Below are 24,630 nucleotides of genomic sequence, written 5' to 3'. Positions count from 1 at the left end.
CTTAGAGAGGTTATTCTTCTGATTCTATTAAAATTTTATAATTTCTAACAAGAATATATAAAATATAACTAGATTGTATAATAGTAGCTATAGGGATCAACAAAGTCAATCCGAAAAATACATCTAGAATAAAAACAGATAAAACAATACATAGCCAAGATATTGAGCCTCCTGGAAATTCATCAGGGTTAGCAACACTATTCTTAGAAATCTTCTTTAATAGCCCTACCATAAATCTTGGGGTAAAAAGCAATGCACCCGTCAATACGCTACATCCAAAAAGTAAAAGTCGTGTTACAAGATAGTCACCTTCTGGAATTCTTGATTTAAAAATTAACAATAATATTGCAATAATTAGTGAAAACGCATAAACGGAAGTAAATTGAAAAAACATTTTTTTCATTTTTCTAACCTCATTTCTAAAAGAACTATTTTTATATTATAACAGAATCTAAAACCAATGTCAACAAATACGAAAAAAGCCCGCAAACGCGAGCTACTTTCGTGGCGGAGAAGGGGGGATTCGAACCCCCGATACGGTTGCCCGCATACACGATTTCGAGTCGTGCGCCTTCAACCACTCGGCCACCTCTCCAATATTCCTATTTTATCATAATTATAGATTGAAATAAAGACTATTTTCCGGAATAATAGATCTGACCAGCCTGTAATCCGCCCAAAAGTTGGCTAACCGTTACAAAACGAAATCCGCGAGATGTTAGGTTTTGTAAAATACATGGAACAGCCTCAACGGAAGTTGGATGAATGTCGTGCAATAAGATAATTGAACCCGAACGAGCATTCGAAACTGCACGATTACAGACTACTGCCGAATTTCTATCCGCCCAGTCGCGAGTATCTACCGACCACAAAACAGAAGCCATACCAAGAGCAGCAGCGTCAGCTTGAACGCGAGAATTTGTTGCCCCATAGGGAGGGCGAAGGGCTTGTGGTCGAGCACCTGTTATACTTTGCAACACGTTATTTGTAGATGAGATTTCATTTTGAACTTGTGCATCAGATAGACTAGTTAACGAAGGGTGCGACCACGTATGATTTCCAATCTGATGGCCATTTTCGAAAACGCGTCGAGCCACACCTGAATATCGCTGGGCATTAGGGCCAATCATAAAGAAGGTTGCTTTTGCATTATAATTTCGCAAATATCCCAAGAGTCGATCAGTATAAATTCCTGGGCCGTCATCAAAAGTGATAGCAATACAATTTGGGCAATTGCCCGAAACAACTGGCGCCCTTGAAATAACCGGAGCAGGTTGCGACACTGGCTTTGGAGCTACGGCTTTAGGTTTTGGTGGCTCTGGAACATCAAAAGTTTTGCGCGCAAAATCATTTTGTAAAAATTCGTAAATTTCACTAATTTTTAGCTGGATTTTGACATCACCGTAACTAGAAGGTAAGATATCTGATCGAGAAAATGGAAAATCAATAGTTTGCTTATCTAAAATAATAAAATTCTCAAGATTATCAAAAGTTAATTCATCCAAAATATCTTTCGAATATTCTAAATTTTTACTCTTTAAAAATTCAAAAACTTTATTTTTAAAAATTTCTAAAACTTTTGGCTTAAATTTATCTTTATCGGTTAAGAAACTACTTAGCTTTATAACATCGCCACTATTTTTATCAAAAGTCCAAAAAAGATTTTCATCAACTAAATTTGCTCCGTGAGTATCTTGTTTAACCGAGAGAGCTAGCGAAATAAGGTTATCTTGGTTATAGTAAACTTGGTAGCTCATTTTTTCAGTCGCAGGTTTATCGAAAAATGGTTTTTTGATATCTGCGCGAAAAGTATCATCAATTTCTTTAACTTTTTTGTTAATAAAATCATTGATTTTCGAATTTTTCGTTACTGGGATTTCCAAAGAAACTTCTTCTTTTTTAGTTTTTCTTTCAATAAATTTCGAAGCTATTCCTTCATATTTCGAATCTTTAAAATAATATTTTGAAACTTCTTGAGAGTTTTCAGTTTGAGGAGTGGATTTTTGTTGATTATTTTTGCTAATCATATAAAAAGCACAGTAAGAAATGACTGCGATAACCAAAACTATTAACGCAGAAAAAATCAAAATTTTTCGATTTCGCTGATTATCCTTAATTAGTTTCTGATATTTTTCACTCATCCTTTTAACCATAAGTTTATTATACTACCAAAATAGAAAAAACACCAGATTACTCTGATGCTTTTTCTATGGTACACCTGGCAAGATTCGAACTTACGACCTTTGGCTCCGCAAGCCAACGCTCTATCCAGCTGAGCTACAGGTGCATATGCTACTTTTCAGTAGCTAACTTTTGAAGTTCTTCCACGTTAATGGACTTTTTAATTCTAGCATATTTTTTATATTTTTGCAAGAATTAAAGTTTTATTTTCCGGATAATCTTATCGATGAGATCAAATTTAACTTCTTCCATTGGTAAGCGTGCGCCGATAATATCAGTAATTTTTTCACCGTAATCTTTAGGGAAGTAAATCACAGTGCTTGGCGCAAAACGTTTTTTAGGTAGAAATACGATCGAGTATGTCGAACTTTCTTTACGTACACCAAAAGCACGGAACTCGTCATATGCATGAAAAGTGGTACCCATATAAATTCCATGATTCGAAAGACTATATGAGATAATTTGTGAACGATCAGATTTTCGAAGAACAAGAATTCCAATCGAAGATACGATTATTAATGCAAGAAAAGTCCAGCTTTGAGCCCAAATTGCAAACCCACACAATAATAAGCTGGCTAGAAAAAAGAACAAATACCAAACTTCATTTTTATCGCCAATAATTAGGTCTTGAGCCTGCCAATTTGCAATTTCTCGTTCCTCAGTTATATTATCGGGATTCTGCATCTCATTATTTTCAACAGTCCTATATTCTTGCGTCTGGAAAGATTCATTTTCATAGCTGTGGTCCGTATTTTCAGCCATGAAATGACCCGAACTTGGAGTTTGAAATTGTGATTCAGGCAGCCCAGTCACACGAGGGACATTGTTTTGATTCTCGTTATCAAAATTCATAATATTTTTATTATAGCATAAGCTGTTTAAATTTACAAAAAAATAAAAAAAGATAAAACCCCACCAAACGGTGAGATTCTATCTTCTGGCGGAGAAGGAGGGATTCGAACCCTCGATACGTTTTACCGCATGCCGGTTTTCAAGACCGGTGCCTTCAACCACTCGGCCACCTCTCCAGATAAAAACCATTATAACATACTTTTTTTAAAAGCTCAAGTTATTTTTCTTGTTGAAGCAGATAAAATGCCCAAATTTCTTTTGCACCGTTTTTGCGGAGAATTTTCGCAATCGAATTTAAAGTCGCGCCAGTCGTTCGAATATCATCAAGAATGACATAGATTTTATCTTGTGAAAGCTTCTCGCCGATAAATTTATAAGATTTTTTAGCTTGAATTTGACGAGTTTTAAAGTCTGCACCCCGTTGTGAAGTTTTTTCAATTTTTTGAACAATTTGTATTTTCTGAACATCAAGCATATCCGAAAGATTTTTCGCCAACATCTCGGTATGATCAAATCCACGCTCACGAATATGACTCGAGAGTGTTGGAATAGGAATTAAAACTATTTTATCACGATTTTGAAGAAAAACTTCTTTCGAAAGCAAGAAGTCAACAAAAAGCCGCACTAAAGGTCGGCAATTTTGCCGCTTGCTCTGAAGCTTAAACTCATCAACCATTTTTTGAAGCTCGCCAGAACGCTCCGATAGATAAAATTCTTTCGAAATCACAGAATTCGGTTTCGAAAGAATTTTTCCAAATCCACAATAGCTTTTAAAGCACTTTTCGCAAATAGGACTACTAAGTTTTCCACAAAAATAACACCTTTCAGGCGCAAATGAATCTAAAACTATTTCGTATATGCTTTTCTTCATAAAAAATCGTTTCTACCCCTTGATTATACAGCAAAAGTGCGGTATAATAAAGTAAATTAAGCCTATTTAGTAATTAATGTGGAGGAAAAATGGCTAGAAGACAAAATGATGACAGCTTTTTGAATGATGAGCTCGAAGCTGCTTTCAACTTTGGTGATGATCTAATGGAAACTTCAAAAGACGAAGCTTTCGCAGAATCTGAACAAATTGAAATGGCTGAAGAAGAGAATGAACTTCCAGGTCAGCTCGCTGTTGATGTTTACGAAACAGAAGATAAACTTTTTGTTAAAGCGCGAACTGCAGGCGTAAACAAAAATGACTTGGATGTTTCACTTTCAGACGGAACTTTAACAATTAGCGGTAGCTTAAATCCTGGTGATCAAGAGGGAATTATTGCTCATCATGCTCAAGAATGTTACTGGGGAGAATTCAGTCGAACATTAACACTTCCAGTTCCAATCAAGGAAGATGAAGTTGAGGCGATGTTGAAAGATGGAATTCTAACAATTAGCTTTACAAAGCTAAAAACTCAAGCAACACGAATCAAAGTTCTATAAATCTAAAAATCTCGAATTAACCATTCGAGATTTTTATTTTTACGTCATATTAATCCCAATATAAAAAGAGACCTCATTAGAAAGTCTCTTTTTATTTTTATTAACTTTAGTTCTTATTTGTAATTGATCCAATAACGAAGTTAACAATAGCGTAAGCCAAGATAGCGATAACAAGACCGATAATAGCATACATAATTGTATTTTTAGCATTTGTCACAGCACCAGAATCACCACTTGAAAGAACATATCGGATACCACCATAGATAAGCATAATCACGCTAAGAATACCAATAATGAAGAGCATAATGTTGATTGCTGTTGTGAAAATTGGTGAGTCTCCGTCAAACAAGCTTGTTGGTCCACCATTTTCTTCTTGAACACCTTTAGCACAGCTATCGGCAGCTTTTAGACCACCAGTAACTTTACAATCGGCAGCATATGCTGGAGTCGCAAATGTTGTAGCACCAACAGCGAACACTGTTACAGCAGCTAATAAAGCTGTTTTTACAAAATTTTTCATTTTAAATTAATTTCCTTTCTTAAAAAGTTATTTTATACTTAAATTATACCAAAATTTTATTTTTTTGCAATAGTGGTAATGACAAAATTGACGATAGCATAAGCTAAGATAGCGACAATTAAGCCAACTACTGCATAAAGGATTGTCTTCTTAGCTGAACTAACAGCACCACTATCTCCGCCCGACAATACATATCGGATACCACCCCAGATAAGCATGATAACCGCTAAGATACCAACCGCAAAAAGCATAATATTAACGAAATCTTTAGCAAGGTCACCAGCCGATCGAGAATCTTTCTGACCAGTAGAGTCCGCACCTTTTTGAATTAAATCTGCAGCGCCCTCAGCATGGGCTTGATTATCTAGAACATTCGATGTCATAACAATAGGGGTAGCAAAAGCAAAAATTAAACCGAATGCTAATAAAATTTTCTTCATTTATTCTCCTTAAATTATTTTATATTTTTGTCCAAATACTTTTATCACCTGTTTCATTTTTTCCAGAGTTAAGTTCTGGGAAGGAAGGTCTGCCATCGTTGCCTTGGCTACCGCTTGAATTATCAGACTTAGTATTTGGCGAATTATTATTTGAATTTTTATTAGAAGATCCCGAACCGCTAGATGAATTACCACCAGAGCCAGAGCTTGAGCTAGAAGATGAGGAGCTACCACTGGATCCACCTTTGCTTCCGCCCGCGCTTCCAACGATAAAGTTAACAATTGCATATGCCAAAATCGAAACTACCAGACCAACTACAGCGTACAGCAACATTGTTTTAGCTCGTGTGATTTGACTTGGATTTCCTGCTGATGTAACAAAAGTAATTCCTGAATAGACAATTACGATTATCGAGGCCATTCCTACAATCCAAAGAAGAACCGAAATTATATTTTTGGCAATTTCTTTAGCGTCTTTCGCATCTCCAGAGCAAACAGCTGTATTTCCGGAAACAACATTTTTACAGGCACCGAATGGGGTCGCCGCAAATGCATTTGTCGGCATCATGAACGCGAATAAGATACTACTTAATAGAATAATCTTTTTCATCTAAATACTTCCTTTCAATAGCCCACCAATAATGAGATTTACAATTAAAGCTGCTGAGACAATTATCCCAATTCCGAAAGATGCATACACTATCGCAGATTTAGCTTTCGAAATTCGGCCAGGGTTACCAGAGGAGGTAACAAACGTCAAACCCGCAACAACAATCACGATAACGCAAATTATTCCAGCCCAGATAAATGCCGTATTAAACGCATTCTGAAGGGAAGCATCATTAGCTTTGTCTTTATTTGAAGTGTCAACGTTATTAAATACCTTGGATTTATCGAAATTTATTGAACCATCTGAAGTGCTTTCGCCCTTATCTCCAGATCCATTTTCTTCTGCTAAAAATATATATTGTTCCATTATCCTAAAATTCCTAATACAAATGTTACTATTGTTGATGCTAAAATTGCAATCACTAGACCAACTACCGCGTTAGTCAATGACCTTTTTGCGTTTGCAAGCATTCCTGGATCACCAGCAGCAATCATATATTGATATCCCGCGTAAATAATGAATGCCATCGCTACCAACCCTGCAATTCGAAATCCCATATCAATCACATTTGCTACGACCGTCCAAACAAATTGTTCTATCGTAATCTCGTGTTTATTCTTTGCATCATTAGGGCCAATCTCTTTAATCTGACAGCCGTTTTCGCCAGAAGTAACTAATCCGCGATACCAAGCAGGAAGGCCAAAGAAAGTTTCATTTCCAGTACATCCCGAGTCTGCATAAGCGCTTTGTGAAAAATACATCATCGGCATAAGCATAATAGATAACATCAATAAAATTTTTTTCATTAGAAGACTCCTCCTGGAATAATCCATTGTAGGAATGCCCACATTAATATGTACGCAACTACACCAATAACCGTATTCATGATCATTGTTTTAGCTTTTGAAACTTGCCCAGCATTATCTCGCGCAGTTATATATAATACACCTGCATAAACGATCGCACCGACGGCCGCAATTCCAACTCCAGTTGTTACAACTAGCAGAATCATGTTGAGAATATCTTCAATTTTCCAACTTTCTGGAAGAATTGCTGTTTTAACTTCTTCCGGAGTATTGTCGATCGGCTCCTTTTCGTCTTCATTTTCTTTGTTTTCACCCGCGTCTCCATCACTTGAGCTGGAAGAGCTGGAGCCGGAATTTGAACTAGAGCTCGATCCAGATGTTGAACCTGAATTTGCAGGAGCGGGCGCAGGGGCAGGCGCTGGTGCTGAATTAGAGCCTGAATTGTTCTTTTTATTATCCTTCTTCTTCTTATTTGATGATTTAGGGGCATCGACCGCATTACCATTACCATCTATATACTGTAGCTTCGCATATGCATCGTTGCTGAATACAAAAAACGTTTGAAAAGCTACAAAAAAGCTCGTCAAAACTAGCCCAATTGTAATTATTTTTTTTATTTTTTTAATCATAATAATTATACTTTAAACCATTTTTAGGGAAAAAGCAAGTGTTTTATTTCGAAAAAACAATTTAAAGATTGACAAAAGGGTTAAAATATGATAAAATCAGGTCATATGCAGATCTTGACGAGGTTCAGAAAAGCAAAAACTCAAGATTTTCGAAAAGTTTTTCTTATCGCGACTATAACAGTAGTCACAATCTTGGGCTTTTTTAGTTCGAGCCTGGCTTACGCGCTCGATGGTGCTCAATGGACAGATTCTTCAAAAAATGGTATAAAATACAACGGAAAAGTTTATACAAAAGTTTCTGATACTTCGAAATATCCTGATTCAATTCGTTCAAAAAAAATCTATGCAGAAAATTCATCTGTCAGCGCAGACAATCAAAAAACCACAGTTATTGCTTTAGATGACGAAAACGATGCCTCTAGTGGAAAAATTTACACTTTTGACGTGAGCGCCTTAGGAAATCTAAAACAAGATGGTGATGCGCAAGATGTTAAAGTTGACGGCACCTCAAAAGATGAAGAAACATCAAACTGTAGCGTTGAAGGCGGTGGTGGCTGGATGGTTTGTATGGTTGCAAACACTATCTCGAAATGGATGGATGGAATTTATGAATGGCTTCAAACTTTTTTGCGAGTTCAACCACTTTATACTTCCCATAAATCAGGTCTCTTCCAGGTCTGGGATTACATGCGAAATGTCGCGAATATCTTTTTCGTGATTGGTTTTGTTTTTGTCATTTATTCACAGGTGACTGGGTTTGGAATTAGTAATTATGGTGTAAAAAAAATATTACCAAAATTAATCGTAGCAGCAATCTTAATTAATATCTCTTATTATATTTGTGCAATTTTGGTGGACATTTCGAATATTTTAGGCGCCCAAGCACAAAATCTTCTCGTGGGAATTCGAAACAGCATTTTCAATAGTGGCGGTAATAAGATTAAGGTTTCAGGTTTAGACTGGTCAAATATGACTGCAGCTGTTTTAAGTGGAAGTGGTGTTGTAGCGTATGGAGCATACACAGTATCTGTAGCAACTGCAGGAAGTACTGGTGCAGCAGTAATGATGATACTTGGCGCTTTGGTTGCCGTTATCTATTCAGCCGTAGTTGGCTTAGTAATTCTAGCTGCTCGTCAAGCAATTATTATTGTTTTAGTTTTCTTAGCACCTTTAGCTTTCGCCGCAAACATCCTACCAAATACCGAAAAATGGTTCCAGAAATGGAAAGATTTATTCACGACAATGCTTGTCATGTATCCAATTATATCCCTACTATTTGGTGGAGCACAGCTCGTTGGAACTACAATTATTGCTAGCTCAAACGGAAGCTTTTTAGTCTTCCTTTTAGGTGCAGTTGTTCAGATTGTACCACTTGCAATTACACCAACAATTATGCGAATTAGTGGTGGTCTACTTGGTAAATTTGCTGGAATTATCAACAATCCAAATAAAGGACCAATTGACCGAGCCAAGAAATTCCTTGGAGAAAATCAAGAAATGTACCGAAATCGGGGAATTGCAAAAAATCCAGCATCACTTGGTTCTCGCTTAAATCAAATGAATTACAACCGATCAAGAAGAATCGGTTCAGCAAAATCTATTGCTGACACATATCAAAAAGAACGCTTTGCGAATAAAGAGAATTCTGATTTAGAAGCCGTTCAAAATATGCCAGAAGGTTCAAATGCGTTTTCGAACAGATATTACGAAGCTCGCAAGCAACATATTTTGGGAACAAATACTCAATACCAAGAAATGCTCGCTAACGAGGCCTTGAATCGTGCCAACGCCCAATCTGGCGCGGCAGTTTCACAAATTAAATCTGAATTACTCAGTTCAACTCTTGATAAAGATCCGAGTGGTAAGATTAGAGGAATTGTTGATCTTAGCGATGATACTCTAAGAACTCTCAATGGAAAATTTGGCTCACAGGCACTTAAATTCATCGATGATGCAAACAGAACAACTTCATTTAAGCAAGCTGAAAGAAATAACAATATTGCACTCAATAATGCAATGGCAAACAATTTGCGCTACAATAACGACCTATTAAATACCGCATCTGGTGTTCGTGGCGAATCTGGAAAAGTCTCAGCACTTGCTAGTGCTATGGCGGCCGCTTCGAAAGAAAACAAAGAAGAGGTCGAATCACTCGCAAATCTTACAAAATCACTCAACTTTTCAGGCAACGATTATAACCAAATCTTCTCAAAAAATATGGGTGAAAGTATTCAAAAAGATGGAATCGATTTCGAAATTACTAAGAATTTGCGCGCTGCAACGGCCGAGAAATTCATGGGTTCATCAAATCTCGAAACCGCTCTAGATTCGCTCGGTAAAACTTCACTTGGTAGCGAATTAAATGCCAATCGTAGCGATTTGGTTGAAGCTTTCAAGAAAACCAAAAAAGACGATCTTCAGTTTATTGGCGGAGCGGCCTTAGAAAATATCGCAGTAAACGGCATGACTTCAAAAGAAGTTATAAATGCTATTCATGATAACTACACCAAGAATGTTTCAGATGAGAAAATTATAAAAGCTTCAAATGATGCAATGAAAATCATCTGGGATAAAAAAGCACTTTCAGCAATGTCGGATGAAACACTCAAGTCAACACTCAAGAGTGTTAAAACAATTAACGAGAACCCCGCTGAATACAGTAAGCTTAATGCAGTTCAGGGATCTGAAATCCACAAAATGCTTAAAGAGGTCGAAAAGAGTAATAAGGCAATCTACGACTCCATTCTTGGTTCAAACTGGAAACCAACCAATATTAAGAATAAAAAATAAACAGAGTTTAGACAGTTTAACGCTCAGTAGTCTAAAAGTAATCTGAGTTCATATATCTTATGGGTGAATTAAAAAGACGGTTTAAAAAATGATCCGTCTTTTTTCTATTATTTGTCAAATATAAATATTGATTTGCTTTTGATAAGTGTTTTTGAAAAAGCTTATCCAATTTTGGAAGTTCTGATTGAATTGTTTATAAAAAACTCAAATAAAGAACCGCCAGATAAAGATAATAAAAAACGGCTACGCAAGAACGAGCGTAACCGCAATAAATGATTGATCTCACTGTGGAGATGTGATTCATTCCATAAACTATTGGCCTAGTTTATGGAACTACTCGGTTAAAGAACTGCTTCCGTTTTCGGAAGTGGTTTTTTCTGTTTGAGTTACTATTTATTGTATTTTCAATTCTCAGAAAATTCTAAATTTTCGAAAATGTACAAAAGACATTCGTCATATGAAAACGACGAAATCTTTTTATTTTTTTTGGGGTAAATAAATCCCCAAAAATAAATAATAACTTTCAAAAGTATATCAAAAAATGTCTGACTTGTCAATATTGAAATAGCTAAACTGCTAGGTGTCAGGTCAGCATTCACGACTTTGTCTATTTTTTTTACTTTATTTTTTAGAAAAAATATGTTAAAATTGTACTAATAATAAAGGAGAAGTGGGCAAAAATAGAGAATGAGCGTTTATAAAGTTCCTCAAGACGTTGAGGCTGATGACAAATTGCTTGGGCCGTTTAATTTTCGGCAGTTTATTTACTTGATTATTGTTGCAGGCTGTATTGCACTGGATATTTTTCTATGGGGAATTTTTCCTGGATTAGTAATTATACCAATGCCTTTCATCATTTTCTTTGGAGCGCTCGCATTGCCTCTGCGAAAAGATCAACCAATGGAAACTTATCTTGCTGCAATTGTTTCTTTTTATATTAAACCTAATAAGCGTTATTGGCAGCCAGATGGTGTTGAACATTTGATTCAAATTTCTGCGCCAATTAAAAAAGATGAACATTTAACTAAAGATATCTCACAAAATGAAGCGTCAAGACGGCTTAGTTATTTGGCGGATATTGTTGACACTGAAGGTTGGGCTATTAAGCACTCAATTGCACCCGTAAACACGACCGTTCGAGAGGAATACTCTAATGAGGCACGTTCAGCGGAAGATATGTTTGAAAATTCCCGCGTATCTTCAAATGTTGATAATCTTTTAAGCCAACACGACCAGCGACGTAAACAACAAATTATGCAAAACCTTGATATGGCGCGAAATCTCGCACAGTTTACGAATGAAAGTTCGGAAAACATTCAAGACCAAACTTATTATTTCGATCCTAAAAATAAATACATTGGCTCAGATAATGTTAAATTTGAAGATGTCTCAATTCAAGCCCCAGTATCAGCCCCAGTACAAACTCAGCCTACAGCATTTTCACAAAATCAGCAAGACCAATATCGCATGAATTTTAGTCAAAATAAAACTCCTAACAATACTTTTACGAATACCTATCCGCAAAACCCAACGCAAAATTGGAATTCGGGACAGAATAATTCTAATAGCTACACTCCAAGCCAAAACTGGCAAAATCCGCCTCAACCAAATCCTGAAAATAATAACGAATTTAATAATATCAAGCTTCATTACAACCCTTACCCAGATTCAATGAATCAAACTGTTATTTCACCCAACTGGCAACAAAACCCACCGCGCAATATCCAACAACCTGCGCCACAACCACTTTCAAACTTTACTGAGAACCCTTATCCAAATCAACCGCAACAACATCCGTATCCAGCACCGAATAGTCCAGAAAGCTATCAAAGCCAAAAAGATGAACTTGAAGGACTCCGTGAAGATATTGAGAGAATTCGAGAATTTAATAATACAACAGACGAAAGAGAAAAGCGCGATCCAAAGGCGAGAATTTCAACAAACCCAGAGGATAATCCGTTCATTAATAAAAAACAATCAACCGGTCGAACCTCTGCTAAAGAAATTAGTGCTGAAATGAAAAGGCTAGTTTCAGAAGGAAAGGACCTTTCGGTTGAAACGCTTGCACGCCAAGCGAATAAAATAGCAAATAAAGAAAAGATTACCCAGGATAATTCAAAAGAGGTCGACCTGGAAGAAAATGAAGTATTAATATCATTGAGGTAAATAATGAATAACATGAATCAAAAAAATCCAGCAATGGATGCAAACCAAGCCGAGAATAAAACAAATTCAAATGCACCAGCTAACCCAACTTCAACACAAAATTCGCTAGAAATTGCCGAACTTCGTGAAGGAATGGTTGTGATGCGCGATGGCAGCTTTCGAGCAGTTATTGCTTGTAAGTCAATCAACTTCGACCTTATGAGTTCTCGTGAACGTGAGGGAGTGGAGTATTCTTACCAGAGCTTTTTAAACTCGCTAACTTTTCCAATTCAAATTTTGGTTCGTTCGCAACGCGTTGATATCGAGCCATATCTAAACAAACTTGCCGATATTCAAATGGCTCAAGATAATATGCTTCTTGGTGATTTAATGGAAGATTATATTAACTTTATCGATAGTTTGAGTCGCAGTGCGAATATTATGGATAAATCTTTCTTTATTGTTATTCCTTACCACCCAACTGGTGATCTAAATAATCTTAAAGATTCAGCCAAGGGATTTTTTGGAAAAATATTCGCAAAACCAAGTGCACAAATTTCGAAAATTGATCGAAATACCTGGGATAAAGCGCGCGAGGAAATTAAAAAACGCGTTGACTCAATCACTGGTGGACTTTATCAAATGGGAATTAAATCCGTGCAGTTAAGCACGAAAGAACTTGGTGAGCTTTATTACAATGTTTATAACCCAGATACGGCAGTTTATGAGCCTTTGGGTGATTTCCGTGATACAGCAAGCTTATTTGTTCGAAAAGCAGAGGGTGATAATCCAAATCAAGGAGGATTTTAATTATGGGGAAGAAGAAAAAAGACGCAGTTGATATTGCCGCGCAGCAACGCGCCCAAGAGCAGGCTGAGGTTGAACAAGCATTTTTAACTGGTATTAACACTTTACGCGACCTTATCGCGCCATCAAGCCTCGAATTTCACTCGAGCTATTTTCGCTTAGGCACAAAATACGGCCAGACAATCTACGTTTATGGCTACCCACGCCAGCTTTACACCGGATGGGCTTCACCAATCTTGAATGCTGATGAAGTTTTGGATGTTTCAATGTTTATTTATCCAGTTGAAACCGAAATCGTGATGAAAAACCTCCGCCGAAAAGTTACCCAGCTTGAAGCCGACCTTTCGATTAATAATGAAAAGGGTAAAACTCGTGACCCAGCGCTCGAGGCTGCCTTAAATGACGCCGAAGAGCTTCGAGATCAACTCCAGCTTGGAGCGGAAAAATTCTTCCGTTTTGGACTTTATTTAACGATTTATGCTGATAGCCTTGATGAATTAAACTTCGTACGAAGTAAAATCGAAACAATGCTCGGACAGCAAATGCTATTTTCGAAAGTGGCATCAAGCCAACAAGAGCAGGGCTTGAAAGCAACAATTCCTCAACTTTCAGATCAATTACAGATTCGCCGAAACATGAACACGGGTGCAATTTCAACCTCATTCCCATTTACTTCTGCCGATCTTACGCAGGAAAATGGTGTTCTTTATGGTGTTAATATGCACAATAACGGACTTGTTATTTTCGACCGTTTCACACTTGAAAACGCTAACATGGTGGTCTTTGCGAAATCTGGTGCCGGTAAATCTTTCACTGTGAAGCTTGAGGCCCTTCGAACAATGATGATGGGCGCCGAAGTTTTAATTATCGACCCAGAAAACGAATACCAAAAATTAAGTGATGCGGTTGGCGGAAGCTACATTCGCTTAAGTTTGAACTCTGATGTGCGAATTAATCCGTTCGATTTGCCACACGTTATTGATGCCGAGGAAGCCGACAACGCACTTCGCGCAAATATCGTTACACTTCACGGCCTATTTCGCTTAATGCTTGGCGGAACGAGTGCAGGGCAATCAATTGGTCTTTCGCCGAGTGAAGAAGCTGATCTTGATCAAGCGATTATCGATACTTATGCGCGCGCTGGAATTACTTCTGATCCGCTAACGCATAATTCAACACCGCCAACAATCCATAATCTTTATGATACTTTGGTTCATATGGATGGAAGCGGTCCAAGTTTAGCACAACGCCTTCGCAAATATACCACCGGAACATTCGCGGGGATTTTCTCGCAACAATCAAATATTGATATTAATAACTCAATGGTGGTATTTAATATTCGCGACCTTGAAGATGAACTTCGCCCAGTTGCGATGTATATTGTGCTTTCACACATTTGGAATATTGTGCGTTCGGAACAGAAAAAACGTATGCTGATCGTTGATGAGGCTTGGCAGTTAATGAAATACGACGATTCCGCAAACTTTTTGTTCAGTTTGGCAAAACGCGCCCGAAAATACTACCTTGGTCTTACTACAATTTCTCAGGACGTTGAAGACTTTATGGGTTCAAAAATGGGTCGTGCGATTGTTTCGAACAGCTCAATGCAGCTACTTCTAAAGCAATCTTCAAGCGCAGTTGATGTTTTGAGTGATGTCTTTAAATTAACTGAAGAAGAGCGTAAACGTCTTGCAAACTTCCCAGTTGGGCAAGGTCTATTCTTCGCTGGACAGAATCACGTTCATATTCAAATTATTGCCAGTGATACTGAACACCAGTTAATTTCAACAAGTCCAAATAATTCTAAGAATCGCCAGAGTGATAACTTAATGACAAATGGGTATGCAGACCCGAATGAATTATTCTAGTCTTGAAACATGAGCATAAACATGTTAAGATAGTCTTATAAATTTTTGAGTTTTAATTTAGGAAAAAAATGGGAGCAGCAAGAGATTTTGACCAAGATGAAAATCTTGATTTTAGCGACTTAAGCGACACAAACCAATCTGCGTTAGAAAAAGCAAAAAGTAGATGGGGAAACGCTGAGGTTATTCGCGGTGATGACGGCTATAATCCGTCAGATTTAGCGAGCGCTGAAAATTCGTCTATGGCAACAAGCTCAAGTTCAGGAATCAGCGATAACGAAACCCTCATGAAAGACGCAACCACAACTCAATCAAGTGGTTGGCGTAATAATGTTAGCGGCGGAGGAACTCATAAATCACGAAATGCAGCCTCAAAAGGCGGCGCAAAAAACCGCGCGATGTCATTCTTTAAGGGTAAGGGAGCTTTTGCTACAACTGGTGGAGTTATTGGTGGTGTTGGTGCTTTAATTTTTGCCGGAACATTTAATATGGTCTCCCTGATGTCGAACCATATCACTGAAATGATTACCGAAAAGCTCAACTCAGCCTCGATAAGCATGAACAAGCGAAGCGTAAAAGTTATGAAACTTAAAGTTAAGGGCGCAAACTGTACGGCAGGAATCGTTTGTCGAATGTCACGAGTGACTAATCGAAATATTAAGAATCTACGCGAGGCTGGTTTTAAAGTTGAACTAGAGGATGGTGATGGCCTTTTTGGTCGTAAAAAAATCAAATCCTTAACCTACACTAAGGCTGGCCAAGAAATTACAATAAATAATACATCTTCAGATATTAAAAATGTGCTAACTAAAAATCCCGAGGTTCGGGAGGCTTTTAAACGTGGCTATAACGGGCGCTTTGCATCTTTCCTAGACAAGAAGTGGCGAAAGCTTAAGGGGTGGTTTAGCTTCAAGAAATGGAGAAAGAATAACAAGGGCAAAACCGAAGAAGAAATTGATGAGGACATGAAAAAAACTGCCAATGATCATTCGAAAGAAGAGGACGCTGACGGCAAAAGCCGTAAGGGTGACCCGGACCCAGAAGACGGTAAAGTTGAAAAAGGAGATAAGGGTACGAGTGCAGTTAAAGATAAGTTAAAATCTAATAGTGATAAACTCAAAAAGGGCTTTAAAAATGCCCGACAAAAATCCATTGCAGCCGCAAATACCATTAAGGGTGTAGGTCAGACACTTAGTGGCCCATTAAATGCAATTGATAAAATTTGTGGCGTGTATGCACTCGTAACTATGGGATGGAGTGTTGCGAAAGTAGCAAAAGTTGAAGTTTTTGCTCAGTTTGGGCTATCTTTCCTTTCGATGTCTTCAAAGATCAGGTCCGGTGATGCAACCCAAGAAGAAGTCACAGCTCAAGGAAATAGTTTAATGGGAATTGCTAATAAGAAAGATTCCGACGAGAAAAAAGACAGCGAACAAAGCGATTCTAATACTTCTAGATTAAAAGAGGCCTTTGCATTTTTCGCAGATTCAGCTGAAGAAAATAGTCCTGGAAAAAGCGCTACAGATTCGCAGGGTTGGCGCGCTGTTGCTTATGGAGACCGCGTCTCTAAATTAGATAATTCGGCAAAAGACTATCAAGTTGGTATAACTGGTGCTTTAGCAAAAATAATGGATACATTCACTAGCGGAACTCTTGGCTGGGTGGTTCGTAAAGGGTGTAAAGTTGCAACTGTTACTACAGCTGTAGTTGGTGCTGCAGTAGTCGTAGCCAGCCTCGTGGCCTGCGCAACTACTGCCTGTGTAGCTGAAGTTCTAGGATCTATAGCTTGGGGAGCGGCTGTTGGTGTTGCACTGTCTCTTGCCTTAACTGTCTTAAAAGATAAGGCGATGGATGAGATATCTCTGCATGTTGCGCAAGGTTTAACTGGAACAATTCTTAACGACTCCACTAAAGGTGAAAATTTTGGTAATGCCATAATGTCGGGTTCTGCTGCGATGATGTCTAAAAACACAATGGCCGGAAGCGGAGGAGTATTAACTAAATCACAAGCCGTTGCTTTTTACCATGAGACCGAAAGGCAAATTGCCGAAAATGCTGAAGAAATTCGAAAGACAAGAAGTCCGTTCGATCCAAATACTCGTCACACATTCCTAGGTTCAATTGTAAGCAATATGCTACCTTATTCAAAGCAAATAGCCTCAATCAGCGGCTTCCTGCCTTCGATTATTGGTGGTGCGCAAAGATCATTCGCTGCAATCACGCCTGGCGCACATGCTGCAAATGATGCGAACTTTATTGCAAATATGGACACTTGTGAAGATAAGTCTATCAAAGATACTGGTGCTGCAACTGATATTTTCTGCAATGTCTATACTGGTATCGATATGAAAATAGCCGATAAAGATACAGATGAAGTTATCAACGAGCTAAAGAGTAGCGGAGATTTAAAAGAAAAAGATAACTCCGGAGACGAGGATACTGACGATATGCTAAGTACAGTTGAAATGGGTCCCGAACTTAAAAAGTACGAAAAATATTGCTTCAACCGCAAAAAACCAATCGGCGCATCAGAAGATGATGATGACGATAACTTTGGAGCTATTTGTAATAGTGATAAAAATCCAAAAGCTAATCTATACGCACTATTCTTAACAGATGTTCGGGTTGAAGAAGGTATGAATGAAGATTTCAAACCTGACGAAGGTGGCGGATCTGGAAGTTCAAGCTCAAGTTCAGGAGGTGTAGACCCAGATCTAGCTAAACTTAGTGGAGAATTTGTGTGGCCAGTTAAGGGTGTTAAAGTTAATGGTGACTCAATCGAAGGTGTTGGGCCAGATCAAGATTTCGGACCTAGATCATTCTTTGATGGATTCTCATCAACACACTATGGAATAGACTTCGGTAGTGCAACCTTCGGCTCTGCAGCACCAGTTTATGCGGCAGCAGACGGTGAAGTTGTTTACGGTGGAGACGCCGAAACCGTAGGATGGGGTGCTGGTAGTCACTACGTTGCAATTAAGCATAATGGCGATATTTACACCACGTATTCACACATGCGATCCCATAGCGTGCATAAAGGAGATAAAGTTAAAAAAGGCCAGCAGATTGGTGTTACCGGAGCAGAAGGAAACGCAAGCGGGGAACATCTTCACTTTGAAACAAAGAAGGGAACCGGAGTACCGGGAGAAAAAGGTGCCTTCAACCCTATGGATTTAATTAAAGGAAATACTTAAGTATTGTAATGAAACGAATCAGAATTTTACCAATTATAGCCGTATCTATTTTGCTAGCCGATTTAATTAGCTTTCCAGCCAAAGCAGATTTTAATGCTAAATTCTTCAATTCAAATAATATCACCTATTACGATGCGGGTGATGATTGTGGAACCGGAGGAGGTGGTGGTAGTGGCTCCACGAACCTCGAAGGAAACGATAATGCTGAAAAAATCTGGAACTTCTTCAAATCTAAAGGTTGGAGCGATGAACAGGTTGCTGGAGTTATGGGTAGCCTTTGGGGTGAATCAAACCACTTTCAACCTGACTTAAATGAGGCGGGTAGCGGAATTGGTTATGGTATTGCTCAGTGGTCTTTTGGACGACGAACAAATCTCGAAAATTATGCCAAAGAAAAGGGTAAGCCCGTATCAGATCTTGGTGTTCAGCTAGATTTCCTATGGACAGAACTTGAGGGCCCAGAAGTGGCCGCAAAAAATGCCGTAAGTTCTGCAAAATCCGTGAAAGAAGCAACTACAGCCTGGACGCTTCAGTTTGAACGACCGCGTGAAGATTTGCGACCTGGACGTATTCAAGAAGGTGAGCAAGTTGGTAATGATATTCTTGCTAAATATAAAGGTAAGGGTGGAGGTTCTTCAAGTTCTTCAAGCAATTCATCAAGCTCAAACAGCTCAAGCTCGAGCTCAAATTCAGGATCTTCAAGCTCGAATAGTTCATCAAATAGCGGAAAAATAACCTTCATCGGCGATTCTATTACTGTTGGTGTACAAGATAAACTTACTTCAACATTCTCAGGTTCGAACGTTTCAGCAACGGTCGGAGACTCAATCGCAGCCGCAACAAGCAAACTCCCAGCTGAAATAAACGATACTGTTGTAATCAATCTTGGAACTAACGATAACTTTGATGAAAGCGCTGCTGAAACCCTACTTGGTAAATTAAAAGGTAAGAAAATTTATTGGGTAAATAACTTCTCGAAAGGTGGTAACGCTGATTATGAAGTAATCAACAAGAAGTTGTCAGCATTCGCATCAAAGCATAGTGAAGTTAAAGTTTTAGATTGGAAGGCTTACGCCGAGAAAAATGGTGGACGCGAAAAGCTTTACTCAGGTGATGGAATTCACCCAAATACTGAGGGACAGGAAGCCTATGTAAAATTCCTACAAGAAGCGCTTAATGGTGGTGGTAATAATTCTTCTAAGTCATCGGACTCTTGTGGTGCAACCGGATCTGCTTCGGGCAAGTTTATGACTTCAGCCGACGCATCACACACAACATCAGATGGATTCTCAGTTTTCGAACAATGCGATCCACGATGGGCTAATGAACAGTGGGGAAAAAATCCTGGAAATACAATGTGTCACGCAGCCTGCGGTCCAACATCTGTTTCCAACATGGTACTAGCCCTTACTGGAAAATCCATCAGCCCTCTTGAGATGGCTAAAAAGGCCGCCGAAAAGGGCTATGAAGCCGGATACGGAACTACCCTAGGAGTTGTTGAAATGGTACAAGATTATGGATTAAAACAATCTAAAATTGATATTTCAGTTAATGCTGTTGAAGATGTCCTAAAGAAAGGTGGGTTGGTTATGTTAGCAGGAACTGGCCCCGGTCCATTCCTAAACACGAGCCACTATGTTGTTATTCGAAAAAGCTCAGGTGGAAAATGGTACACAGCAAACCCTGGCCGTAAAGAGCTTGACGACACTCCTTATGATCCTTCTTACGTCATCTCAATGACTTTCGCAGCATTTGGAGTTACTAAATAAAAGGAGTTGAATATGCTTAGAGATATTTTAAAAAACAAGAAAATCAAAGCTATCGTAATAACCTTTCTATTTGCTAGCGCACTCATGATTGGTTTAGCAATCTGGTCGGTTGTTCGCCAGCAGCAAGAGGCCAACAAAAAACCTGAGATCGATCCAGCTTCGGGCGAAGTAATTGGCCCTCCAACTGGTGGAAATCTTCCAGAATATGCTGTTCCGTATATTGGCTTTGAAAAGTTTGTTAATAACGGCGCAAATTTCAATATGTATAAAGAATTTCAAAGTGTCGTTCGACAGTATCAGCTTAAAGTTAATGGCAATAATTACAATACTTATTATAAGCGTGTAAGTATGTATAAAGACTCTTACTCAGCCAAAACAGATCCAAAAACTAATATCTTCACACATCGCTTCAAGATCGAACTAGATACTAACAAAAAAACCTTATGGGTAAAAATTGAATCTTTCACACCATTTAGGTATAAGTTCTATTTTTATGACACCGATAAGGAAGAAAATCCAGTTCTCGAATATAATTACTGCGACCCTGCCGTATGTAAAGAAGATACAACAAACGTAAAGCCTATTACAGATTAACCAAAAAAATAACCTCACTAACTTAGTGAGGTTATTTTACATTCGTCAACCTGAATATCGTTTGTTGAAGTTATAATAGTTTGATATTTCGAAAAATGCTTAGTTAGTAATTTTTGTCGCTCATTATCAAGCTCTGAAAATACATCATCGAGCAAAACAATTGGTCGTTTTCCAGTTAGTTCCGCTAAAATGTCTGTTTCGATAAATTTAAGCGCTAAAACTAAACTACGGTTCTCGCCACGACTTGCCACATTTTGCGCTGGTTTTCCATTAAAAATAAACTGAATATCATGCTTGTGTGGACCAAAACTTGTATAGCCTAAAATCTTATCGCGCTCAACATTTTCACTTAAGATCGCTAAAATTTCGCTTTTCGAGACATTGTCGCCCAAATATTGAATTTTAATACTATCTTTAACTCCTGAAATTTCTGCATAAATATTTTCGATCTTCGAATTCAATAATTTTATAAATTCACATCTTTTCGAAATAATTTCGGAACCGTATTCTGCGAGCATCAAATCCCACGGAAAGAGTTCAATCTTTGAGAAATTATCACTTTTCAACAGATTATTTCGCTGCTTTAAGGCTTTATTGTATCTTGAAAGTGCTAGTTGAAAACTTGGATAAATTTGGGCTAAAAAATGATCCAGGAAATTACGTCGGCGATTCGGCGACCCGCTCAATAATTGCAAGTCTTCAGGCTCAAAAAGCACCACAGGAACCCTTAAATTTGCGCTCAGGCGTGCTTTTTTGTTTCCATCTATTAGGAATTGCTTTTTCGAACTAGTAAGGGAATTATCGAATGTAACCGTCCTTAAAGAATCTTTCGAATCTTTTAAATCAATCCGAAACCAGCTAGAACCATCATTTCGAAGAATTTCTTTATCGCTCGATCGGAAACTAGTTCCTTGAAGAGTAAAATAAATCGCTTCAAGAAGTGAAGTCTTTCCGCTACCGTTTGCACCAGAAATTAATGTCGATTTTTCACCAATTTCTAAAATGAAATCAGAATGCGTTCGAAAATTCTGAACCCTTAAAATTTTTAAAATCATTCAATTCCTAACTTTTTAGAGGCATCACAATGTGGATATAATCATCGCTATCTGTATTTTTAAAAATTGTTGGCGCAAGTTTTCCTGAAAATCCAAAATAAATTTTCGAAGATTTTAATGGTTTTAAAGCATTTTCGATATAATTTACATTCAGCGTAACTTCGCCTCCACCTTGAATTTCCGCATCGGCTTCAGATGTGTTTTCACCAATTTCGCTAGCAATTGTATGCATTGATAATTTCGAAGTTTCTTCGTTTGCAGTGATTTTAACACTTCCACCAGATTTATCACTAAAAACTTTTGCAACTTTTGCAATTTGGTAAAAATCGGTGCGGCTGATCTTTACTGTAGTTTCAGTTTTATCGGGAATTAAACGGCGATATTCAACATATTTTCCATCAATTAAATTGCTAATTACTAAAATATCGCCAACCATAAATTGAATTTGGTTATCGTTGATAAGAATTTCAATTTCATCAAGTTTTTCTGGAATAACACTTTTAACTTTTGCTAAAACACTGCTTGGAACAATTGATTCAAACTCTTGATCAGTTTCAAACAACTTTCGCTCGCTCAATCGATAACCGTCCGTTGCGGCCATATAAATATAGTTTTCGAAAGTATGCAAAAACACACCCGTTAAAATTGGCCGCGAAGTATCCATACTTACCGTGTTGATTTGATCAACCGCTTCTTTAAAAATATCCGTACTCATAAAAAATCGTGCGGTTGGCTCATCAATTGTTGGCAGTTCAGGGAAATCTTCAGCCGAAAAACCATTAATTTTAGATTTATAATTTCCACTTTCAATTAAAATATGATCGCCGCTAACTTTAAAAGAAACTTGACTATTTGATGGAAGACTACTAATAAAACTTTTTGTTAAACTTGCTGGAACCATAATCGAACCAACTTTTTCAATTTTTGCACTAATTTTTTGCGAAATCGCAATCTCTAAATTTGTAGCAGCAATTAAAAGTCTTGGTCCATCTGTTTGTAAAAGAATATTCTCAAGAATAGGCATACTTGTTTTTGCACTTGCAATTCCTTCAACATTATTGAGTGCTTTAGCTAAATCATCTTTATTAACAGTCAGTTCCATAAAATTCAAATTCCTTTTTCTTAAAAAGTAGTAGTTATAATAATAGGTGTTGTGGAAACTGTGGAAAACCACTTATTCACTACTTAAATTATACCATTTTTTGTGTGGAAAATCAAAGCAAAACTTTTTGAAAAACTGTGCATAAATTAAATACTTTTTCACAATTTTGAAAATTGGAAATTATCCACAAGAAACTTGTGCAAAACTTTGCCATTTTTTTCTGCAAGATTTTTACAGGTTTTCCAAACGAAATCTTTGATTTTTCCACAAGCTTTCAACACTTTATTAAAACAATAGCAGCATATTGTCAAACATAGCAATAAAATAAAAAATATATTTTCGCAAATAGAGAAGTGCTCTTAGTATTTATATGAATAAAATATAATTAGAAAAAGTCAAAAGCGAACAAATAAAGCTGTTCGCTTTTTATAAAACTAAAAATAGAAAATGTCAAATTAACAGATATAAAAATAGAGCCATTTAGACTCTATTCGTAAATTAAATCACGTAAGCTCTCGATTTCGGAGCGAATTTCAGCATCCAATTTAATGCCTTTTTCAATTTTCGAAACACCATTCATGATGGTCGAATGATCGCGTGAGAATTCCTTGCCGATTTGCGGAAAACTCATTTTTAACTCATACTTCATTAAATAACAAGCAACTTGGCGCGCGTGATTAATATCTTTTTGACGAGATTTGCTTAAGATATCTTCTTTAGAAACGCCCAGGTATTTTGCTGTTTTATCAATTATCTTTTTTGAGTTAAGATGATTTGGTCGAGTCGGTCGACTATTTTGAATTAATCCTTGCGCAAGCTCGAGGTTTGGTTTAATATTTCGCAGCTCCGCCATTGCGATTAGTTGAGTTACCGCTCCGATAATTTCACGAATATTTGTGCGGTAGTTTTCGGCGATAAACTCCGACACCTCGGGGTCGAGTTTAACATTATCATGCTCTGCTCGAGCTTCAACGATACTTTGACGAGTTTCAAAGTCAGGCAGTTGGATATCAACAGTCATTCCACTTTCGAAACGGCTTTTTAGACGATCAGTTAAAGTTGGGATACTTGAAGGTGCACGATCACTAGAGAGAATAATCTGTTTATTCGCTCGATGTAATTCGTTAAAAGTATGAAAAAACTCTTCTTGAGTTTTATCTTTTCCATAAATAAATTGGATATCGTCGACGATCAAAACATCGACATTGCGATATTTATCAGCATAACCTTGCTTTTTTGAGCGCACGTTATCCAAAAAATCACGATAGAAATTTTCAATTGTAATATAAAGAACAGTTAATTCTGGGTGTGTTTTTTCAATTTCGTTACCGATTGCCTGCATTAAGTGAGTTTTTCCTAATCCGGATTCACCATAAAAATAAAGTGGATTGTATTTTGTTCCAGGATTTTTGGCAACATTTTGGCTAGCAAAAAATGCAAGATCGTTTGATCCGCCAACGATGAAATTATCAAAAGTAAAATCTTTGTTTAAACCGCTGGAATGTTTGGCTTTTTCGGTCTTCTTTTTAATTAAATCCTCAACAGAAGGTTTTTTAGAAGAATGTGTCGGAATTTCTTCGGTCTGTTTTTTACGTTTTTTTGTGGAAATAACCTCAAAAGAGATAATTTCAGGATTCTTACCGTTATTTCGAAAGGCTTTTTTGATATGCTCAAGATATTTTTTCTTGATAGTATTAGTTATAAAAGAATTTTTAGCGCCAATAACTGCATGGTCATTTTCTAAAGATAAGAGTTGAGTGTCAGCAAACCAAGTCTTAAAATTTGCACCTTGGATTCTAGGGTCCATTTCAAGCTCAGCTAAGATGTTTTTCCACAACTCATTCAT

Annotated in this window: 21 protein-coding genes and 3 tRNA genes; 8 read left to right on the top strand and 16 right to left on the bottom strand. The window is 37.5% G+C overall.

Annotated elements, in window-relative coordinates:
• Positions 1-10 precede the first annotated feature (10 nt).
• From HXK94_000120 to HXK94_000090, 7 genes are all read right to left on the bottom strand, one after another.
• The gene (locus HXK94_000120; protein ID QTI96307.1) at positions 11-403 is read right to left on the bottom strand and encodes a hypothetical protein; all 393 of its coding nucleotides are present in this window, start codon (positions 401-403) and stop codon (positions 11-13) included.
• A gap of 102 nt (positions 404-505) precedes the next feature.
• A tRNA-Ser gene (locus HXK94_000115) sits at positions 506-595 on the bottom strand.
• A gap of 40 nt (positions 596-635) precedes the next feature.
• The gene (locus HXK94_000110; GenBank protein ID QTI96306.1) at positions 636-2,153 is read right to left on the bottom strand and encodes a polysaccharide deacetylase family protein; all 1,518 of its coding nucleotides are present in this window, start codon (positions 2,151-2,153) and stop codon (positions 636-638) included.
• A gap of 57 nt (positions 2,154-2,210) precedes the next feature.
• Positions 2,211-2,287 (bottom strand) — tRNA-Arg (locus tag HXK94_000105).
• Between the two features lie 89 nt (positions 2,288-2,376).
• Positions 2,377-3,033, bottom strand: a complete 657-nt coding sequence (locus tag HXK94_000100) for a hypothetical protein (GenBank protein QTI96305.1) — start codon at positions 3,031-3,033, stop codon at positions 2,377-2,379.
• Positions 3,034-3,119: 86 nt separating this feature from the next.
• A tRNA-Ser gene (locus tag HXK94_000095) sits at positions 3,120-3,209 on the bottom strand.
• A gap of 41 nt (positions 3,210-3,250) precedes the next feature.
• On the bottom strand, positions 3,251-3,904 hold the full coding sequence (locus HXK94_000090) for a hypothetical protein (protein ID QTI96304.1): 654 nt from the start codon (positions 3,902-3,904) through the stop codon (positions 3,251-3,253).
• An 89-nt stretch (positions 3,905-3,993) separates the two neighbouring features.
• On the opposite strand from HXK94_000090, the gene HXK94_000085 reads away from it, so the two are divergent.
• A complete protein-coding gene (locus HXK94_000085) occupies positions 3,994-4,461 on the top strand; it encodes an Hsp20/alpha crystallin family protein (protein QTI96303.1) in 468 nt (155 codons plus the stop codon).
• A 106-nt stretch (positions 4,462-4,567) separates the two neighbouring features.
• Here HXK94_000085 and HXK94_000080 read toward each other — a convergent pair whose 3' ends face one another.
• Genes HXK94_000080 through HXK94_000055 form a run of 6 tightly spaced genes read right to left on the bottom strand, consistent with a single transcriptional unit; the run spans position 4,568 to position 7,466 of the window.
• Positions 4,568-4,981: a pilin gene (locus tag HXK94_000080; protein ID QTI96302.1), complete on the bottom strand. Its 414-nt coding sequence runs from the start codon at positions 4,979-4,981 to the stop codon at positions 4,568-4,570.
• A 56-nt stretch (positions 4,982-5,037) separates the two neighbouring features.
• Positions 5,038-5,421, bottom strand: coding sequence for a pilin (locus HXK94_000075; GenBank protein QTI96301.1), 384 nt, complete (start codon positions 5,419-5,421; stop codon positions 5,038-5,040).
• Positions 5,422-5,440: 19 nt separating this feature from the next.
• Complete coding sequence (locus HXK94_000070; GenBank protein QTI96300.1) at positions 5,441-6,031, bottom strand: pilin; 591 nt, start codon at positions 6,029-6,031, stop codon at positions 5,441-5,443.
• Positions 6,032-6,397 (bottom strand): hypothetical protein, encoded by a 366-nt coding sequence (locus tag HXK94_000065; protein QTI96299.1) that lies wholly within the window; start codon positions 6,395-6,397, stop codon positions 6,032-6,034.
• The gene (locus tag HXK94_000060) at positions 6,397-6,837 is read right to left on the bottom strand and encodes a pilin (protein QTI96298.1); all 441 of its coding nucleotides are present in this window, start codon (positions 6,835-6,837) and stop codon (positions 6,397-6,399) included. Before HXK94_000060 ends, HXK94_000065 begins: the two co-directional genes overlap by 1 nt.
• The gene (locus HXK94_000055) at positions 6,837-7,466 is read right to left on the bottom strand and encodes a hypothetical protein (protein QTI96297.1); all 630 of its coding nucleotides are present in this window, start codon (positions 7,464-7,466) and stop codon (positions 6,837-6,839) included. The genes HXK94_000060 and HXK94_000055 overlap by 1 nt, the downstream gene beginning before the upstream one ends.
• 87 nt (positions 7,467-7,553) lie before the next feature.
• On the opposite strand from HXK94_000055, the gene HXK94_000050 reads away from it, so the two are divergent.
• From HXK94_000050 to HXK94_000020, 7 genes are all read left to right on the top strand, one after another.
• On the top strand, positions 7,554-10,256 hold the full coding sequence (locus HXK94_000050; protein ID QTI96296.1) for an MFS transporter: 2,703 nt from the start codon (positions 7,554-7,556) through the stop codon (positions 10,254-10,256).
• Between the two features lie 687 nt (positions 10,257-10,943).
• The gene (locus HXK94_000045; protein ID QTI96295.1) at positions 10,944-12,422 is read left to right on the top strand and encodes a PrgI family protein; all 1,479 of its coding nucleotides are present in this window, start codon (positions 10,944-10,946) and stop codon (positions 12,420-12,422) included.
• A gap of 3 nt (positions 12,423-12,425) precedes the next feature.
• Positions 12,426-13,211, top strand: coding sequence for a hypothetical protein (locus HXK94_000040; GenBank protein ID QTI96294.1), 786 nt, complete (start codon positions 12,426-12,428; stop codon positions 13,209-13,211).
• Positions 13,212-13,213: 2 nt separating this feature from the next.
• Positions 13,214-15,076, top strand: coding sequence for a DUF87 domain-containing protein (locus HXK94_000035; GenBank protein QTI96293.1), 1,863 nt, complete (start codon positions 13,214-13,216; stop codon positions 15,074-15,076).
• Between the two features lie 68 nt (positions 15,077-15,144).
• Positions 15,145-18,264 (top strand): M23 family metallopeptidase, encoded by a 3,120-nt coding sequence (locus tag HXK94_000030; protein ID QTI96292.1) that lies wholly within the window; start codon positions 15,145-15,147, stop codon positions 18,262-18,264.
• Between the two features lie 8 nt (positions 18,265-18,272).
• Complete coding sequence (locus HXK94_000025; GenBank protein QTI96291.1) at positions 18,273-20,033, top strand: C39 family peptidase; 1,761 nt, start codon at positions 18,273-18,275, stop codon at positions 20,031-20,033.
• A 12-nt stretch (positions 20,034-20,045) separates the two neighbouring features.
• A complete protein-coding gene (locus HXK94_000020) occupies positions 20,046-20,627 on the top strand; it encodes a hypothetical protein (protein QTI96290.1) in 582 nt (193 codons plus the stop codon).
• 17 nt (positions 20,628-20,644) lie between these two features.
• Here the strand turns inward: HXK94_000020 and recF are convergent, their stop codons facing one another.
• The 3 genes from recF to dnaA form a co-directional block, all read right to left on the bottom strand.
• Positions 20,645-21,682: a DNA replication and repair protein RecF gene (gene recF / locus HXK94_000015; protein ID QTI96289.1), complete on the bottom strand. Its 1,038-nt coding sequence runs from the start codon at positions 21,680-21,682 to the stop codon at positions 20,645-20,647.
• A gap of 7 nt (positions 21,683-21,689) precedes the next feature.
• A complete protein-coding gene (dnaN, locus tag HXK94_000010) occupies positions 21,690-22,784 on the bottom strand; it encodes a DNA polymerase III subunit beta (protein ID QTI96288.1) in 1,095 nt (364 codons plus the stop codon).
• Positions 22,785-23,271: 487 nt separating this feature from the next.
• A complete protein-coding gene (gene dnaA / locus HXK94_000005) occupies positions 23,272-24,630 on the bottom strand; it encodes a chromosomal replication initiator protein DnaA (GenBank protein QTI96287.1) in 1,359 nt (452 codons plus the stop codon).

Source organism: Candidatus Nanogingivalaceae bacterium, assembly GCA_015257795.3.
In the GTDB taxonomy this organism is placed as follows: Bacteria; Patescibacteriota; Saccharimonadia; order Saccharimonadales; family Saccharimonadaceae; genus Nanogingivalis.
This window is presented reverse-complemented; position numbering and strand designations above follow the sequence as displayed.